Raw genomic sequence first — 18,227 nt, forward strand, 5'->3', positions numbered from 1 at the left:
AATTTGATAGGGCCACTCAGCCGGGCAACAGGTCCATCACAGCATTTGTGTAGTCGTTTCCTCCCGCCTTCGCCAGATAACGAACCTCGACAATGATATCTGTCAAGCTGTCAATCAAGGCCTTCTGTCGCGTGTCGTGCCGTGTAAAGTGCAGTTGCCATCTGGATACCGCACCTGTCCCCTCAAAGGGCAAATAGCGCTCATCACCAAACATCATTTGATGCAAACCGGCATCCTCAATTCCGCGGCTGACGCCTATTTGTTGATGGCTGCGCAGATTTAAAAGAACATACGGTGGCGGCATTTGATCCTTGTCGCCATAAAAGTAATCGAGTATCCCAATGTCTGGTTTAAGCACCGTGGTACTGGCGATTTGCGTCAGTGTTGCGCATACATCCCTGTAAGGGCCAAGTACAACCGGGAGAGTTATCGAAACGCTGACAATCTGGCGACAGTAGTGCCCTGGATAATCGCAGTCAAATAATTGCTGGGTAAATTCAAAGTCGAATTTCCCTGTCTCTTTTATTCCTTTAAGTACGTTATCCCAGTCTTTTTTCGGCTTAATAAATTCGCCCGCTTCAAACAGCTGACGCAGAGAAACTGTCTTGATCAATTCCAGGCGACGCTCGTTTCGACTGAGGAACTCCTTCTCAAGCGACATCAAGTCAAACAGCATGGACTCGCCAGCGCACAAGCCGTAGTAGTTATCCATCCACATATTGGGGCGAATGATCTGCGAATCGAAGTCGCCCATTTCGTACTGAAAACCGGTTTCGGCACTCAGGCACAATCCGGCGACTGCATCGTATGCCTGGAAGTACAGCACAGCCATCTGGCTCAATAGCCAGCGGTACAGTTCGACATTGGTTGAACGGGTTTTATAGAACGAGTACACATCCTGAGCATGAGCGTTGGCTCTTTCAGCATGTTCCAGGCTGGCTCGCGCAGCATAGACCGCATGCATCTGTGCTGCTATTTGCGCGTCCAATACTTGCATTTCACGTTCACCTTGATTGAGCGCCAGTCCCCACTCTTCCGATCTGCGTCCATAGTGAGAGCTGGTTGCTGACCTGTCCGCGGCAATCAGTTCTTTTTCCGCCGCGCCTCCCAGCAATAGTCCCATTGCTCGAAATGAACTGCCGAATATGATGCCGCCGGTACCCGCAGCAAAGCCCATGATCACCATATTCGGCGCATTATTAGCGTAGCCTTCTGCGACGTAAGCCTGGCTCGCATCGCTCATATCAGTCCTGGCTGCCATTTGGTCCTCAAGCGCAGCTACTTCCCCCGCAGACACGTTCTGATCAAGCAACTGGCGATAATGATCGATGCGCCCATCAATCACTTTCTTGCTTTCCTGCAGCGACTTCAGCGACTCTTCCTGTTGTTTCAGCGACTCCTGTTGGATCGCCCTGGCGTAGGCGCCCAGTTCAATTTGCTGCTTTTGCAACTGCTCCTCGAGCAAACTTCGGTCACGTGCTTCCATGCATTGTCGGACTTCGCGGCCAAAACCGATGAGTGTTTGCACTGCGTTTTGGGCCGTGCTCAACATGACCCGGAACCGATAGTGCGGAATATTGCGCCAGCCCCCCGCACTACGGGATGCACCGGACGATCCACCTGCCTGAGCTTGAAGCAACTTCTTCGGGTCTGTCGGTGCAGCAAATAGAGGGATAGACGACTGTTTGCCATCAATCGTCAAGTTATTGCGCATATTGCTAAGGCAGTTGTCGATGTATTTCCAGATACCCAGTACATCTTCATTGGCTGTGGGGCGGAAAACATCTTTTCTAATAATTGAAAAGTCAGTTAACCCGGAAATTCGGGCCGGCAAATTCGCCACCTGTACGTCCAGGGTACGACTGAAATTTTCCAATGCACTGTGAGTGCCGGCCTGGCGACGGGCAAGAATCTTGTCCACACTAGTCGGTTCCCAATGGCTCATAGCCTTCGCTTTGGGAGCATCACCCATCAGAAACAGAGCACGGATATACTGCAGTTTTGCCGCCGCCAGACTGTCGCGGGTCAAATGCCGGTAAAGCGAATCGGCATGGGCAATGATGCACCGTACATAAGCGATAAAAATCGCTTTACGGTAATGAATGCGTTTTGCAAAAGCGATGGCATCGGGGTCCACCAAGTCTTTGGCAACAAAACTGATATCACCCGATTCCAGCAAAGGCCGACAGAGCCAATAACGCTCATTGTTAACCATTGCGCCAGGACGGTTCTCCCGCAGCTGTGGATTAAAAATGTAGTGATACCAGTTTTGTGACTCTCGATAGTTGCGCTCTTCAGCCAGTCGATAGGCGATCAAAAACGGCAGGTGAAAAAATAACTCCCAATAAAACATGCCATGGGCACTGTTGAAGTCCATAGGAATGGTCAATGGATTCGGTGCCTTATCGGGCGACTCCCAAGGCGCGGGCTCGTGAGTAAACTGGGTGGATCTGGACAATACTTCGTCAATGGAAATCGCCGCTTTAGCGACAAGTTTATCGCCAAAGGTAGAGTTAAGCTGGACCCATTTCAACTCGGTACCCAATGGCCGCAGGTCCAGAAACTGCCCTCCGGAACCCTGCTTGCTGATCAATGGCACAGGACTGGTATTTGGCACTTGCAACACTTCCAGCTTATAACGATTGCGACCATACTCTTCGTCGCTGCTTCCCCATACTATGTCGAAGCTCTTGTTGACAGGATTACCTGTCCAGCCATGTTCAATCCAACCAGACTGCCCCCAACCACTCAATTCAACGGTGCCTTTCCAGGTATCCGCCGCAATAATGCCTCCATCAATTATTTTCAGCTCCATCTGCGCTGTCTCTGGTTTCTTTTGCACCTCCAACCTATTAACGGAATTGCCTAAAAACACCTCATTGGCAGCGCTGGACGAACCATAAGCGATAAAAAATCCAGCGCCGCTACGAACGCTACTGGATGACAGCATCCATAGTCTTTCCAGTTGAGCATGAGTCAGCGTAATATCTTTTATCAACTTAACGCCAAACGCCGTACTGACAAAATCAGCCTCGGTAATCGATACCAGTACATCGGCGGTCTCCGCACCTTCATTCTCTAAATGCAAAGAAAAACTAAAGCCTATCTTACCCTGATGATGGCAAGTCAGCTTGATGCCTTTCGCCCCGACTTTTGAAAGCTCAAAATAGGTCATCAATGACAGGACATGTGCACTATTAGCAAACACCAAATGATTCAACGTATAGTCAGGTCTATCAACTTCACACACACCCTGGACCTGCAACACATTAGTAATCACCTCCTCCCCACCGACTATATTCAATCGACTTTTTAAACTTATATTGGTCGATATGTACTTACTGATTAATCCTTCCTGTGTGGAGTCACCTGTTGTGGACACCGATGCCGGAACAAGCGACTGGCGTACGAGGGAACGCTCGTTGATGTGCAACTGATGCTGCAATGCCATGGGATTCGCAAATCGCCCATTGATCAATACTTCGAGACTTTCCTCCTGAGCATCTTGCGGTTCGAACCTTGAGTTCAATGACGCAAACATCCACCCGGGCTTCTCTTCGTCAGCCCTCCACATGGCGTCCTTCGACGACTCGATGGGTACATCCGTTGTCGTAAAGCAAACGGCTAATACATCATCCACGTATTTGCGCGCCCCTCCAAAAGTGACCGCCAGCAGACGTGCGGAATCCTTGGGTACAACCGAGAAGTCCTTTTTTCCGAGACTGATGGGAAGTGACCAACGGCCATTGATCGCCAGCTGGGACAGTTTCATTTCCAGATGCCACTGACCCGGAGCGACTGTACCGTTCTCAAAGTGCAGATCCGGATCACGAATGCCCTCGACATACACGACCATCAACCGTCCAGCAAAATAAACAGGCCGGATGGCCAATACGTCAGGGCCTAGCGGTAGATCAATAGGCAGCCATTCACTCCAGCATGCCGGATGCAGATACTTGCTTTCCTGTTTTAGCTCAACAGTTGCCTTACGCCAATAATAACCGCAGGGTTCTTCCCGACGACGACCTAAAAAATAATACACCGCGTTCTTGAACTGCTCGCTGCCATCTTCGGTTTCATCTATATAAGCAGATATCAGATCGAGATTGCAGGTCTCCACAAACCTTTTAAGGTGTTCATAAAGGGCCTTCTGCACAGCCGTATTACTCACACTGGCTTGTGCAAGATCGTCTTCCAGAGCTTTGAAGGAAGCAGTTTTATTCAGGCGCATCACCGGATTTATATAGTTCTCTGCATAATACTCAAGAGTTGAGTAACCCGCCCAATCACTAATATTGCAATAACGCTTATGCCAGGCTTCCAACTCTTCCTTGGAAAAGTCCCTTTGGTGGCCGGGCTCCATACCACAGTAAATAGCGCCAATATAGACCTGCATTGCAGCAATGGCTTCAGCCACTCGGGACGAGTCCACTAATGAGCTGACTTGAGTATCCAGCAACAAGTATTGAAACAGATCTTCAAGCGAAGACAGCTCTGGAATTTCAGGTTTTGCGGGGGCCACCTTTGCACGATAAAAGTCGGCCAGCGCTTCGCTGCGATACTCATCAAGCACACCAATAATGGACTTTTCCATTTTATAATCCCTTTCGAAATACCTTCTTCGGAATTTGAAAAAAACGCTACCGCAGCATTCAGTTGAATACCATTAATCAATTACCCTAATTCAGGCCACACAATATCGCAGCAGCTTGATCAACCTCGATCAACCACCTCTACAACATAATCTTTCAAGTATTCCGACGTTTCACCACTCACACCCAATACCGCTTTGAACGTTAGTACCCCACTCTCGAGCGGCGGAGAAAACTGCACCCTGAAATGACCGTCCTTAGCGACAATGCCTTTGGCAACTTCAACGTCACCCACATTACTCAACAATCGGATTTCCGCCCCAGGCAAGCCCACCCCATCAACCCAGGACGAAGGCCCTACCTTGGCGTTCATCAGCGGACTGATGATGTGTGGTTTATCGATGAAGTTCGTCACCTTGACATGCGCGTCCGGCGCCCAAGCTGTACTTCCATCGAAATGACGTTGCATTACCGAGAACACATGGGAATCAAGAAGTACCGGTTCTGCCAGCCTCACCGACCAACCACCCTGGGCATTCACACTGGTTTGAGCGAGGCGCGTGTTACTGTTCCGCCCTTCAAATACATTTATTTCCGCGTAGGCACTACCAAAGCCGGTCAGCAGTGGCTGGACTTCAACCGCCTGGTCCCCATCTTCTGGATAGGTCAGGACAGGAGGCGGAGCATCCAGGCGCCCCGGTAGTTCCAGACGCTGGTTAAGGCGGTTGCAGAAGAACGTCAGTTTGAAACTGCCGTTGCGTTCATCAGCACACTTGATCAGCCAGCTGAGCATCAGGTCATCGGGTTTGATCTGTACGTATGCGCCTGTCAGGGGTGTGAAATTCAAGCCCAGTGCCTTGGCGGAAAAATCGCCACTCCAACTCAGCATCGCGCGGGCATTTTCAAGGTCCACGTCTTTTGGCAAGTGAATATCAAGGCGGTATTCATGACCTCTGACAAACAACAGAGGCGCCTCCAGGCAAGGTTTATCAGACTGACTTAGATCGACCCACTCATAACGCCAGTCAATGGCGGGCACTACATCCAGCAAGAACGAAACGGTTTCTTCAACTTTGTCCGTGCGCTGCGCGGTGACCTTGTATTTTCCCGGCTCCTTGGCTTCAAACGGATAGGCAGAGCGCCCATTCTCATCCGTCAAGATAATGGTAGAGGCCCAACGCCCAGCTTCAGGTTCATTGATCGGTTCTACCGTCCATGCAATTGAACAATTGGGCACAGGACGGGCCTGATTATCCGCTTTCTCAAGCACTTTCACCCACAGCAAAGTAGAGGACTCTTTTCCGGCTACCGGATAGAGATAATCCGTCGCCTGGCCGTGTATTACTGCGCCATCGGCCACGTAGAGTTTCAAGGCTTGTTCACTTGCTCCGACCGCGGCGGTGAATGTTTGCATGCCTGATGCTTCAAACCCGGGCACGGTGAACCGAACCACTCCGTTTGCATCAGTCTTGAATGGGCCAAGAGTCTTGCCCCCGTACTTGAGCGTTACATCGACATCGGGCGCGACGGCTCCACTTAACAAAATCACATGGCATCGCAGGATCAGTTCCATCCCTCTTACGGCCATGCTTTCTGCCACCAACAATCTGATGGAAGGCAGACCAACGAACGTTAGATTGCGTATCAGTTTCGGGCTGAGCGTGCTGTAACGAACAAGCAACGTCGCTTTCTCAATGGGTTCCATACTTGTGACGCGCACCCTGGCAATCCCTTTGTCATCCGTTGTCGCCGACAACTTATCGGCTAGGATGCCCAGACCGCCAAACTCCACAGTACGACCGACACCGGGATTGGAGTGATCATCTACCAACTTCACTTCGACAGGGATGAAGTCAACGCCACCCGCCAGATAGTCTCTGGTGTCAACGCGAAGGCTGTCCAGATCAAACCCTAGCGATCGCTCATCACAATCGATCACGACTTCGGCAATCGCTACCTGTTGCAAGCCATAGACGGCTTTCACATGCGCGACTCCCATCCAGCTGCCAGCCTTGAACCGCGCCACGGCACGTCCGTCTTGATCAGTAAAGGATTCTTCATCGAGCAAACCTGGCCGATCGCAGCTCCATCTCACGGTGAGATTTACATAAGGTTTATCGGTCAAGTCACGCACTTTCAACTCGATCAAGGCTACCTGCTCACCGGCATTGGCAATAAGCGGAGTACCGATACAGTTGATCTCTGCAGTATTGCTTTGCCCCAACTCGCCAAACGACTGGTCGTCACCCTTGACCGAGGTTTCGGACAAGGACTCCATCATGTGTTCTGCCGCAGCGCGATAAGCAGTCTTGCCACTGTCAGGCGTTAGCTCGCCCAGCTTGATGATGGCCTTCGCATCGAGGCCGCTGCGCGCAGCCAGACCGCGAATACGCAGCAACGTATCCAAAACATCAAAACTTTGAACAACCGGTCTGGCAGGAAGAAGAAACAGGATACATTCGAGAACTTCCCTTACCCCCCACCTCAACACATGGGCCAGCTGAGTTGCAGCAGAGTCGCGAATCAGCCGCAGATCTTCGGCGGTCAAAATACTCGGCAAACTGTTGACCAGCTTTAAATAGTCCAGCAATCGTTCGGCAGGTTGCTCGGTATGAATCACTGCACGCCGATACAACGTTAGTTTGTACATCGTGTGCAGCGTCAGGTCCTTGGCTTGCAGAAGACCGAACCATTTCCAGTTTTCACGGGTGGTCAGCGTGACCAGCATCGCCGAGCTCAAGTCCAGTTTTTTAACAACTGCCGCGCGACGCATCAAATGCGCCAGCAACGACAATACCTCGTCACCGATCCTGACTTTATCGGCACCTGAAGTCACGGCATTCAAGGCTCGTGCTGCCTCCGTGAGCAAGAGCGGAACGCCACCCTGACTCACCCACTTGAGCAGTGGCAACGTCAAGTCCTGAGAACAATCCAGATAGACGGACAACGTTTCCTGTACCACGGCACTTTGGGCAGCCTGGATTTGCAGCAGTATGGCCAAAATGATCGACACCACACGTTCGGCTTCATCACGATGAAGTTTTTCTTCACTCACCGCGAATTCGATTTCTGCGCGGGCAAGCCTCTCGTATTCCTCCCCGTCATTAGCTGCAGAAGCCATCACCAATCCGCGGGCGTCGACCAATTCTTTCAGTAAATCCAGCCAACCTGCATAGTATAAATTCTGGCTAGTAGGGACACCGGCTTCCAGTAATTTGTCTTCTGTGAACAACACTGGCTGCAAACGTTTATGTAAAGTCTCAAGCAAACTTGTTTCGGCTGCGGTAGGCAATTGCGGTGGTGTCAGAGGTGACACCATTTGAACGACAAAGAGCACGCTCAGATCATTCTCCCGGCACCATTGCACACAATCTGCTGCGGCTCGCATCACGCTTAAAATGTCACCATCTCCCGTGATCCCACTTACCGAGATACGCGCCTCTCCGGTGACTTTCTGAAGTACCCCGCCCGCACCACGATCACTGAGGGTTTCGAGCAACGCGACCATTTCAATTGGGGTAACTTTCAGTAAAGAAGCCAACTTCACAATGCGATAGAGCGATGAAAGAACGGGCAGACTGCGCTTTAACTGCGTGGTCAAATTGTGCCCTTTGGCAACCACTCGAGCCAAGTAACGCCAGGCTTCCTGGTTCAGCCCCAAAGCACTGCATATTTGATCGACGGTGCGCCTGTCCGCACGCGTCTGCGCATCGATAAAAAAAGCACCATCGTCAACTATCAACGGAGCATCAAAGTAAGCCTTTTCGTTAAAAATAGAGTCGAACTGAGCGAGTGCCTTTCCAGTACCAAACAGGGACACTTCGTCAATCATCGCTGTGAATTCTTCAACCGTACATTTGAACTCCTTATGGAACTCCTGAAACAGTCCAATCGCCCGTAGCGTATTGTTGGTAATCCGCAATGGCTTGGGTTTCGGATCAGCGCTACTTTGCAAGTCCAGTCGTTGCTCGGCCCTGTTGGCGGCAACCACCAGTTGATCGCACTGTTGGTGGGACAACTTCAGCCAACGTGCCAGACGCAACATTCGGTTGATGCGTTCCAGGCGATTTTCGCGGGTATTGATCAACTGACGGGTCGAACCTTTTACTGCAGGACTCAAACCCAAGGCAGGATCCTGGCCATCATTGATGAAGACAGAACCAAATTGCGCGGACCCGAAGGATGGATTGGTCAGGATTGTCTGATTTTTTGATCGATTGGTTACGTAGTTTTCGATTGAAAGGAAGGCAGTCAACGCCTCGGCATCAATGGACGTTTTATGGCAAAAGTGCACTGAGTCCAGTAGGTCTGAAGGGGTTGTGTCGAAATTCTCTTTTATGAAATCCTCATACGGTGTACCCAGCGTTATCTTTCGCTGCTTGCCAGCATCAGGCGCTGCATCATCATTTTCGGAAGGTTTGGTCTGGGGAAACTTGAAATTCTCTGTCAGCAATAGCTGCCCCACAGGGCCCACGCAACTGGATTGACGCAGTGCCACATCGGAAGACGCCCCGTGCGCGCCTTTCTGTTTGAAATACGGAGCTGATGGATCAATGGTCCGCACCACCTCACCCAACATTATATTGAATTGCTGGAGCACCTGACTCCACTGCACGAAGTACCACTCGAACGGCATACTGGGGAACGGGTACCGCGACTCCAGCATCAAATCATCAACCACATGATCAGCTTGAAGCGGAACAGAGGCTTCAATGATTGATTCCATGACTTCGTTGACGATCGAGATCGTTCGTTTGACCTGATACAGGCTTGTCGGGTCGAGCCGCATAGTGCCGATATCCGGCCTGCGACTGCTGATTTTAATTGGAGTGCCACCCGCAGCAGCTTCCAGCTGACGGGCCAACTCATACAACCTGACCAGATAAGCGCACGGGCCATTATGTGCATCCGGACTTTGCGAAGGCGTGCAGTTTTCCCAGTCAGGCTTGAACAGATCATCGAATGTCGGCGAGTCTCCTGGCGGCTTGATCCCCGTATAGTGGAGCGGATTGGACGGGCCTTGAAGAACCAACTGATGCTCACTGAATTCGCGAGCAGCATGGACCGCCAGGACAGTGGCCTGTTTCAGGAATCCATGGACGTCCTGTAAGTGCACATCGAACTTTTTTACAATGCCCTGTGACCCCATGTCCAATAGGTCGAATACCGTCCCACCTTCCTGAATGAAACCCTGGCACCGACTCATTACCGAGGGTTCGTCAGTGTCAAGAGTAAGTCTGAAAAGCTGCTCAAGGGCAGGGTTGGAATGGTTATTACTCATTGAACTTCTCCTGCGATCGAGGCTGGGAGGAACGGAATGCGAAAGGCAAATCTGTTGTCGTCTTGAGTTGTTTTTTACGCTGCGTGTGCCGCGACTTCTACCTGTTAAAGCTGACAGTCATGACGAACGGTATTGTTAACGCGACGCGCAATAGAACCCCTTACGGGCTACTCCGCAAAATGATGTTTCTGGAGATTCAATTGACCCGCAGATATCTGAAAGAAAAGTTTGCGGGAGTAGAACTAGGAGGGAGGGGTCAAAACATATATATCGAAAATAAATTCCGCTTTTTCCCCTTTATTGCCTTCAGCCCAATTAAAACCTAAATATATCCGCGTAGGACCTGGATCTACTGGTAACGAAATATCATAAGGCGAATCGACTAAGCCGACGACGTGTTGTCGTTCATCTTCGTAATGGACTATTGCTCCGGCAGTTGCATTCGGAGCCCCATAAAAATAAGATTTCCCACTAAATCTAAGCGGATTGGCTACAAACGTATTTGGTTGAGGTAATGAATCGGGCGGGTAGGGATACGGTTCCGCGGAGTTGAATTCTTTAGGTGGCATGACGCGAGGGGTTACCATGGGTTTCTCCTTTTTGCATGCGGTGCTCCGGGAACAAATGCAGCGCACCATTGTTGTTGCTATTTAGCCTCCTTACTAAAGCGTCTGGCTACTGTCAGAAATAACAGGTAGTTACTCGACACCCCAAAAAATAGCTACCGCCTGTCGGTTTTGATCAATGATCAGCAATGTTCACCGATCCGTAAGACCCACTTGCCAGCAAGACTTTTGTTCCCAAAATTCCCTTCTCTGTTCCATCTGGCCGACAGCCTCGACGACAGCGCGGCTTAAAGTCTCCGAGTTCGGGATGCGCCAGGCCTGCTCGCGAAAGCGATCACAAATGCACCGCAGATTTCAGGCAGACGCCGGCAACGGCTGAAAACTGAAGTACTGCTTCAACGCCTCCACCAATTGCCCAAACTCCGGCGGTGCCCATTGCAGGCTGAACCCGGCGTCATAGTGGTGGGGAGTTGCGTCTTCGTGGCACCACAGGCAGCAGGCCTTGAGGTCGATGACCTGCTGGCAGCCATCGGCCATGGGGATTTTCAGGCGCAGATCAAAATCGGCGCCGATCATCATCGGTAACTGGCTGATGAGCATCAGCCCGTCTTCAGAGACGTTGCCCAGGAAACCAATCGGTTTGTCGGTGACACTGTTGAACACTTTCAGAAAATACGGCAGTTGATGCCGCTCGATCCGGCGGTCAGTGAACATGCTGATTTCGCTACGCAAGGCCCTTAAGCAGGGCCGCACTAATGCTTCGGAACGGGCCTGCCTGCCGTTATCAAACAAGGGCCAGGCAATGAACGCGCTCTCCCCGATCCCGGTGCGGCAGTCCATGAAACCGCTGCCACTTACGCCTGCCGATCACAGGTGTTACGTCGATTTAGAAACCAGGCTCTAAACCGGTTTATTCGACTATAGCTCACCACCGCCGGTGAGCCAGTGGTTGAATGACCGATGCAATCAGAACCGCGTAGGGCGCACCGCTGCCGCACTGCGCAGCGGGTAGTGACCCAGCGACTGCAAGGTTTCCAGCCGGGCGCGGGCGCGGTAGGCGTACTCGCTTTGCGGGTACGACGCCTGGATGAACTGGTAGGTTTGCGCCGCATCCACGAACATTTTCTGCCGTTCCAGGCACAAACCGCGCAGCATCGACACTTCCGGCCACACATAAGGCCGCGCGCGGCTGGCGCGTTCGACTTTGGACAGTTCGAGCGTCACTTGCTCGCAATTGCCACGGTCATAAGCGCTGTAGGCATTATTCAAATGATGGTTCATCGAAAAACGGGTGCAGCCCACGACACTGAGGGCAAGGGCGGCTATGAGCACGAATCGCATGGGGGTTCTCCTGTCTTGAGCTCTGTATCGACCCGTGGGCGAAAATCTTCAGGAATGTTCATTTAAAGATAAAAACGAATAAGTAGTGCAAACGAACAATGACTACACCCCAAGAGCATAGTAGCCTCACTCAGCGCTTGAACTCAGGAGTCTTTGCATGTCCGTCCGTCGTACCAAAATCGTCGCTACCCTTGGCCCGGCCAGTAACTCGCCGGAAGTTCTCGAACAGCTGATTCTGGCTGGCCTGGACGTCGCCCGCCTGAACTTCTCCCACGGCACCCCCGACGAGCACAAGGCTCGTGCGAAGCTGGTGCGTGACCTCGCTGCCAAGCACGGCCGCTTCGTTGCCCTGCTGGGTGACCTGCAAGGCCCGAAAATCCGTATCGCCAAATTCGCCAACAAGAAGATCGAGCTGAAGATCGGTGATCAATTCACCTTCTCCACCAGCCATCCTCTGACCGAAGGCAACCAGCAAGTGGTCGGCATCGACTACCCGGACCTGGTCAAAGACTGCGGCGTGGGCGACGAGCTGTTGCTCGACGACGGCCGCGTGGTGATGCGTGTCGATACCGCCACCGCCACCGAACTGAACTGCACCGTGACCATCGGCGGCCCGCTGTCCGACCATAAAGGCATCAATCGTCGCGGCGGCGGCTTGACCGCTCCAGCCCTGACCGAGAAAGACAAGGCCGACATCAAGCTCGCTGCCGAGATGGAAGTCGACTACCTCGCCGTGTCCTTCCCGCGCGATGCCGCCGACATGGAATACGCCCGTAAGCTGCGCGACGAGGCCGGCGGTACTGCCTGGCTGGTAGCGAAGATCGAACGCGCCGAAGCCGTGGCCGACGACGAAACCCTCGATGGCCTGATCAATGCGTCCGACGCCGTGATGGTGGCCCGTGGTGACCTGGGCGTGGAAATCGGCGACGCCGAGCTGGTGGGTATCCAGAAGAAGATCATTCTGCACGCTCGCCGCCACAACAAGGCCGTGATCGTGGCGACCCAGATGATGGAGTCGATGATCCAGAACCCGATGCCGACCCGCGCCGAAGTGTCCGACGTAGCCAACGCCGTGCTCGACTACACCGACGCCGTGATGCTCTCGGCCGAAAGTGCTGCCGGCCTGTACCCGCTGGAAGCGGTGCAAGCGATGGCGCGCATTTGCGTCGGCGCTGAAAAGCACCCGACCAGCAAGACCTCCAGCCACCGCATCGGCAAAGAGTTCCAGCGCTGTGACGAGAGCATTGCCTTGGCGACCATGTACACCGCCAACCACTTCCCGGGCGTGAAGGCCATCATCGCGTTGACCGAAAGCGGCTACACCCCGCTGATCATGTCGCGCATCCGTTCCTCGGTGCCGATCTACGCGTTCACCCCACACCGCGAAGCCCAGGCGCGTGCCGCAATGTTCCGTGGTGTGTACACCATTCCGTTCGACCCGGCTTCGCTGGCTCCAAATGAAGTCAGCCAGGCGGCAATCGACGAACTGGTCAAGCGTGGCGTAGTGGAAAAAGGCGACTGGGTCATCCTGACCAAGGGCGACAGCTACCACACCACCGGCGGCACCAACGGGATGAAAATCCTGCACGTTGGCGATCCAATGGTCTGAGTTTCAGACCGCTGAAACGCAAAAGCTCCGCAGTTAACGCTGCGGAGCTTTTTTTTGTTTAAAAGCAGTCTGATAGATGGTTTACCGCTTCTTACCTGTCAGATCTGACAGTAGACGCCCTTGCGTTCAGCCCCTTTAATCGACTCCGTCCACCTGCTATCGCTGTCATCAAGGTTTTCTCACGCTTGGCTGTTGCGGCCTGTCATTGGCAGTTCTCTATGGATAACTCACTCCGGAAACTCCAAATAAAGGAATAGAACGATGAGCCAGTACACAGCCCTGACCGCTCGCGCCGACGGTGATCTCGACCCGACATTTGGCGACGATAAAGACGGTAAGAAGATTCTACGTTTCCTCGATGCCCGAGATACTTCAGGCGAATGTATTGTCGAAGGCCCCGACGGCAACATCTATGTCGGCGGCGCCGTCGATGCAGACGGCGATGACATCATTCACAAGTTAGGTATTGCCTGCCTGCACAAAGATGGCACTCCGAACGTCGATTTTGGCAACAAAGGGTACGTAATCGTACGTTTTGGCCCTATGCAGGACACCCATCTGCGGCAGATCCTGTTTGTGACGGTCGGGGGTGAAACAAGAATCCTGCTGTCCGGTATCGATACGAAAAAAGGCGAGGTGGTACTTGCTCGCCTTCATCTCGACGGGCGTGTGGATGAACGCTTTGGCGTGAAAGGTCAGCTAACGGTCAAACTGCCCGCCAACCTTTCCGAGAGCCTTGGTCTGGGCTCTACACCGCTGACGACAACCAGCAGCGGCGCCTCGGGGCCTTGCACGGTGGCGGAGGGGAAAATCTATGTGGTCATGGAAATGTACATGCCGATCTGGATTGCCAGGGTCGCGTTACTGATCCGGCTCAACCCTGATGGCTCGTATGATACCGGCTTCAACAAGAGTGGCTATGTCGCCGTGACCAATCAACACTGGGGCAATAGCACCATCAGCGACATTCTGGTGCGCAACGGAAAAATCACCGTGTGCGGAACACTGGCAGGTCATGGCATGGTGGCTCGTGTGAATGAGGATGGCTCTTTCGACCAGATCTTTGCAGACAAGGGTTTCAAAGTATTCGACAACCTTGGCGTCGCGTTCGAAAGGCTCTCCCCGTACTCCGATAGAAGTGTTCTTGTTGCAGGTTGGGGGTTGACTCCACGCCATGGCGTACTGGCCTGCCTCACCGAAAACGGTGAGTTTGAATCCACATTCAATAACGCAAAGGTGCTGCTTCAATCCCTCGGAGAAGGGGTGATGTTTTTTGGTGTTGGACTGGTTGATGGAAAAATCATTGCATCAGGCAGGTTTTGGCAAGAAGACAACACCCCCGAGTTCGTGGTGGTGCGCTACCTGATTAACGGCAAATTGGATACCGATTTTGGCCGCGGAAAAGGCTGGAGCTCAACCCGATTCGAAAATCATTACACGATCGCTAATACTATGACCTTACAAAAAGACGGGAATGTGCTGGTGCTAGGCGATTGGGGCGGCGGCGTCAGCTACGCAGCGCTCATCGCCCGCTTCCTGAACACCACACCATCGGTGGCAGCAACAGCATGAAGATCCTGCAAGCTGGCGATCCGATCGTCTGAGTGATCAGTTGCTGAAAAAAGAAAGCCCCGCCATATGAATGGCGGGGCTTTTTGGTTTCTGATCCGGAAGATGTGTTGTTCTCGCGGACCCCATCGCTGGCAAGCCAGCTCCTACAAGAGCGGTGATAACCCTGTAGGAGCTGGCTTGCCAGCGATGAGGCCAGATCAGGCACCGCAAATTCAATGCCGGTTGATAAACCCCGACAACGCCGCTATCGCTTCCGGCGAGCGCAGCCGCTGAGTGAACAACGCACCCTCCTCTTCTATCACTTTGCGCAGTTGCTCGCGGTCAGGTGCTTTCATCAACTGCTTGCTGATGCGCACCGCTTCCGGTGGCAGGGACTCAAACCGCAACGCCATCTCCCGCGCCTTGGCCAATGCCGCTTCGCCACTGCCCAGCGCTTCGGTCGCAATGCCCCACTCGGCCGCTTGCTCACCGCTGAAACCTTCACCGAGCAACAACAATTGCGCCGCTTTGGCATGCCCGAGCAATCGAGGTAAAAGCAGGCTGGAACCAAACTCCGGGCAGAGTCCGAGGTTGACGAAGGGCATGCGCAATCGCGCATCGCGGGCGACATACACCAGATCGCAATGCAGCAGCAGCGTCGTGCCGATTCCCACGGCGGCGCCAGCCACGGCAGCGACCACCGGTTTGCGGCATTCGAGCAGGTTGAGCATGAAGTGGAACACCGGGCTGTCGAGGTTGCTCGGCGGTTGTTGAATGAAGTCGGCGATGTCGTTGCCGGCGGTGAAGCACTCGGCGGAACCGGTGATCAGCACGGCGTTGATTTCGGGGTCGGTATCAGCCTGTTTCAACGCCTCGGCCAAGTGGCTGTACATCGCACGGGTCAGGGCGTTTTTCTTGTCGGGGCGGTTGAGGCGCAGGGTCAGCAGGCCGCGTTCGCGTTCAATCTGGATGGCATCGGTCATGGTCGGTCTCGCGTCTGGAAATCAGCGCTCAACCGCGGGGCAGGAAGACGTCGGCCAGCAGTTGATTGCGCGGCAGTCCCGCCAGGTACAGGCGCCGGGCGAAGGCGTCGACGCTGTCGGGGGACCCGCAGAGTAAGGCCAGGGTTTGCCGGGAAACAAGCCGCAGTTGCGCCAAAGCCGCGGGCAACTCGGTCGGCGTCCACAGCTCGATGCTGAGGTTCGGGCGGCTGGCGGCCATGGCTTGCAGGGGTTTGGCCAGATAATGCTCATCGGCATCATGGGCCAGGTGAATGACGCGGATGGCGCCCTGGTGATCCTGGCGCAGGGCTTCGCGCAAAACGCCGAACAATGGGCCAAGACCGGTGCCGGCGGCCATCAGCCACAACGGTCGGGTGTGCCAGTCGGCGTCGTAATGCAGCGCGCCGCCACGCAGTTCGCCGAGACGCAGCGAGTCGCCGATCTGCAACTGACGCGCAGCATCACTGAATGCACCGGGTTGGCGACAATCAAGGTGAAACTCCAGAAAGCGGTCTTCTCCCGGCAGGCTGGCCAGGGAATATGGCCGCGCCACGTTTCCGGCCCACAACACCAGATGCTGCCCGGCGCTGTAGCGCAACGGACGCTGAGGGGTCAGGCGCAAACGCAACACGCTGCTGCTCAACCAATCGACGGCGGCGACCTCGGCCGGGCTGCCGTCCTGTAGCGGGTCGAAGGCATGCACCTGCAAATCCTCGACCACCTGACACTGGCACGCCAGGCGCCAGCCTTGCTGACGCTGTTCTGCGCTCAAGGCATCGGGGCGGCTATCGCTCGGCAATCCTTGCGTGCATTGCACAAGGCACGCATGGCAACTGCCGGCGCGGCAACTGTAGGGAACGGACACGCCGTTTTGATTTAACGCGTCGAGCAGGTTGCTGCCCACTGCCACCGACCATTGGCGATCGCCGACCCGCAACTCAGGCATCGACGTTCTCCCACGCCGCCGCGCAACGATTGCGGCCGTCGCGTTTGGCGCGATAGAGCGCCTGATCGGCACGTTGCAAGGCATCGTCGAGATCGTCGCCCGGTTCCAGCAGCGTCATGCCCGCCGACAGGCTGAGATTGCCGACCTTCAGGCCGATCAACTCGACATCGGTGAAGGCAATGCGCAGTCGTTCGCAGCAGGAGGTCAGGCGTTCGCCGCTGCAATCGGGCAGCAACACCACGAACTCTTCGCCGCCATAACGGGCCAGTACATCGCCCTCGCGCAGGCAGGCGCTGGCCACACCGGCGAAGGCTTGCAGCACTTGATCGCCGGCGGCGTGGCCGTGCATGTCGTTGATACGTTTGAAGTGATCGAGGTCGATCAGCGCCAGGCCATGCAGCACGCCGGGTTCCATGGCGTTGAGCTCGCGGGAGGCCAGGCGCAGGAAATGCCGACGATTGAACAGCCCGGTCAGTTCGTCGGTGGCCACCAGGTCTTCGAGCTGGCGCATCATTCCGCGCAGGGTGTCCTGATGCGCCTGCAAGGCAAAGCGGCGCTGCCGCATCCGCAGGCGTGAGGCCTGGACGTAACGGGCGTAAAGCTCCAGCCAGACCAGCACGATAAACAGCACGCACACCTGCAATGCCGCCAGCGCCGGATCGGCCAGCTGGAAGTGGTAACCCTCCCACAGCGTGATTCCACTGAAACTGAAAAACACCAGCAACGCGCACCGCAAAAAGGCCCGACGCGACAGGTGAAACAGCCCGAACAACAGAATCAGCACGTAGAACACCAGGAACGCGCCACGGGCCTCATCCAGGTTGGCGATCAGCCAGGTTTGCCAGCCCAGCCCCAGCAACACTTGTGCTTCGGTCAGGCTGGGGTCGGAAAAACGCAGGTTGCAACCGCTGTAAAATACCGCGAACAGTGCCGCCTGACTGATGACCACCAGGGCGCTGCCGACGGCGACATTCGCCAGGGGTTCATCGTAATGACCGGTGAAAAACGCCAGCCACAGCAGCAGTAGAGCCAGGGCGTAGGTGCCGGCCGCAAGGGCAAAACGTTTGAGCAAAAGGCGCTGGATAGCGTTATGGGTCAATCGTTGACTCACCGTGCGAAAGGAGGCTGACCGAGTGTCCTACTCTACAGACCGAATGCCACTTTAGTGGCGTGTCTGATAAATGACCATTCAATTTTCAGGCCGGAAAACCGGCGTCAAGGGCATGACTTTAGACCCTCCCTGAATTTGTGCACAAACATCACCAAACTGTAGGAGCCGGCTTGCTGGCGATGGCGGTGTAACAGTCGACGTTAATGTTGAATGTCAGACCGCCATCGCC

At 54.2% G+C, this 18,227-nt stretch carries 10 protein-coding genes; 2 read left to right on the forward strand and 8 right to left on the reverse strand.

Translation table 11 applies throughout. The features are described from left to right. Positions 1–16 precede the first annotated feature (16 nt). From IB246_RS12155 to IB246_RS12175, 5 genes are all read right to left on the reverse strand, one after another. Positions 17–4,594, reverse strand: coding sequence for a neuraminidase-like domain-containing protein (locus IB246_RS12155; RefSeq protein WP_008041954.1), 4,578 nt, complete (start codon positions 4,592–4,594; stop codon positions 17–19). 119 nt (positions 4,595–4,713) lie between these two features. Beyond that, positions 4,714–9,873 (reverse strand): Tc toxin subunit A, encoded by a 5,160-nt coding sequence (locus IB246_RS12160; protein WP_008041955.1) that lies wholly within the window; start codon positions 9,871–9,873, stop codon positions 4,714–4,716. Between the two features lie 242 nt (positions 9,874–10,115). Next, positions 10,116–10,460 carry a hypothetical protein gene (locus IB246_RS12165; RefSeq protein WP_008041956.1) on the reverse strand — a complete coding sequence of 115 codons (345 nt, stop codon included), beginning with the start codon at positions 10,458–10,460 and terminating at the stop codon, positions 10,116–10,118. A gap of 333 nt (positions 10,461–10,793) precedes the next feature. Then, a complete protein-coding gene (locus IB246_RS12170) occupies positions 10,794–11,153 on the reverse strand; it encodes a PilZ domain-containing protein (RefSeq protein WP_032828936.1) in 360 nt (119 codons plus the stop codon). 252 nt (positions 11,154–11,405) lie between these two features. Next, on the reverse strand, positions 11,406–11,780 hold the full coding sequence (locus tag IB246_RS12175) for a tetratricopeptide repeat protein (RefSeq protein ID WP_008031709.1): 375 nt from the start codon (positions 11,778–11,780) through the stop codon (positions 11,406–11,408). Positions 11,781–11,937: 157 nt separating this feature from the next. On the opposite strand from IB246_RS12175, the gene pyk reads away from it, so the two are divergent. Both pyk and IB246_RS12185 read left to right on the forward strand, forming a co-directional pair. Then, positions 11,938–13,389, forward strand: coding sequence for a pyruvate kinase (pyk, locus tag IB246_RS12180; protein ID WP_008031711.1), 1,452 nt, complete (start codon positions 11,938–11,940; stop codon positions 13,387–13,389). A 261-nt stretch (positions 13,390–13,650) separates the two neighbouring features. Next, complete coding sequence (locus tag IB246_RS12185) at positions 13,651–14,961, forward strand: delta-60 repeat domain-containing protein (RefSeq protein WP_008041961.1); 1,311 nt, start codon at positions 13,651–13,653, stop codon at positions 14,959–14,961. A 212-nt stretch (positions 14,962–15,173) separates the two neighbouring features. Here IB246_RS12185 and IB246_RS12190 read toward each other — a convergent pair whose 3' ends face one another. Genes IB246_RS12190 through IB246_RS12200 form a run of 3 tightly spaced genes read right to left on the reverse strand, consistent with a single transcriptional unit; the run spans position 15,174 to position 17,986 of the window. Then, positions 15,174–15,923: an enoyl-CoA hydratase-related protein gene (locus IB246_RS12190; RefSeq protein ID WP_008041963.1), complete on the reverse strand. Its 750-nt coding sequence runs from the start codon at positions 15,921–15,923 to the stop codon at positions 15,174–15,176. Positions 15,924–15,951: 28 nt separating this feature from the next. Next, positions 15,952–16,887: an iron-sulfur-binding ferredoxin reductase gene (locus tag IB246_RS12195; protein WP_008041967.1), complete on the reverse strand. Its 936-nt coding sequence runs from the start codon at positions 16,885–16,887 to the stop codon at positions 15,952–15,954. Continuing rightward, entirely contained in the window at positions 16,880–17,986 is a 1,107-nt protein-coding gene (locus tag IB246_RS12200) for a GGDEF domain-containing protein (protein ID WP_008041969.1), read from the reverse strand. Before IB246_RS12200 ends, IB246_RS12195 begins: the two co-directional genes overlap by 8 nt. Positions 17,987–18,227: the final 241 nt, after the last annotated feature.

Source organism: Pseudomonas sp. PDM01 (assembly GCF_014852325.1).
GTDB classification, from domain to species: domain Bacteria; phylum Pseudomonadota; class Gammaproteobacteria; order Pseudomonadales; family Pseudomonadaceae; genus Aquipseudomonas; species Aquipseudomonas migulae.

Coding starts and splice junctions, on each gene's coding strand:
- IB246_RS12155 (WP_008041954.1), bottom strand. CDS start 4,594: ATGGAAAAGTCCATTATTGGTGTGCTTGATGAGTATCGCAGCGAAGCG.
- IB246_RS12160 (WP_008041955.1), bottom strand. CDS start 9,873: ATGAGTAATAACCATTCCAACCCTGCCCTTGAGCAGCTTTTCAGACTT.
- IB246_RS12165 (WP_008041956.1), bottom strand. CDS start 10,460: ATGGTAACCCCTCGCGTCATGCCACCTAAAGAATTCAACTCCGCGGAA.
- IB246_RS12170 (WP_032828936.1), bottom strand. CDS start 11,153: ATGTTCACTGACCGCCGGATCGAGCGGCATCAACTGCCGTATTTTCTG.
- IB246_RS12175 (WP_008031709.1), bottom strand. CDS start 11,780: ATGCGATTCGTGCTCATAGCCGCCCTTGCCCTCAGTGTCGTGGGCTGC.
- pyk (WP_008031711.1), top strand. CDS start 11,938: ATGTCCGTCCGTCGTACCAAAATCGTCGCTACCCTTGGCCCGGCCAGT.
- IB246_RS12185 (WP_008041961.1), top strand. CDS start 13,651: ATGAGCCAGTACACAGCCCTGACCGCTCGCGCCGACGGTGATCTCGAC.
- IB246_RS12190 (WP_008041963.1), bottom strand. CDS start 15,923: ATGACCGATGCCATCCAGATTGAACGCGAACGCGGCCTGCTGACCCTG.
- IB246_RS12195 (WP_008041967.1), bottom strand. CDS start 16,887: ATGCCTGAGTTGCGGGTCGGCGATCGCCAATGGTCGGTGGCAGTGGGC.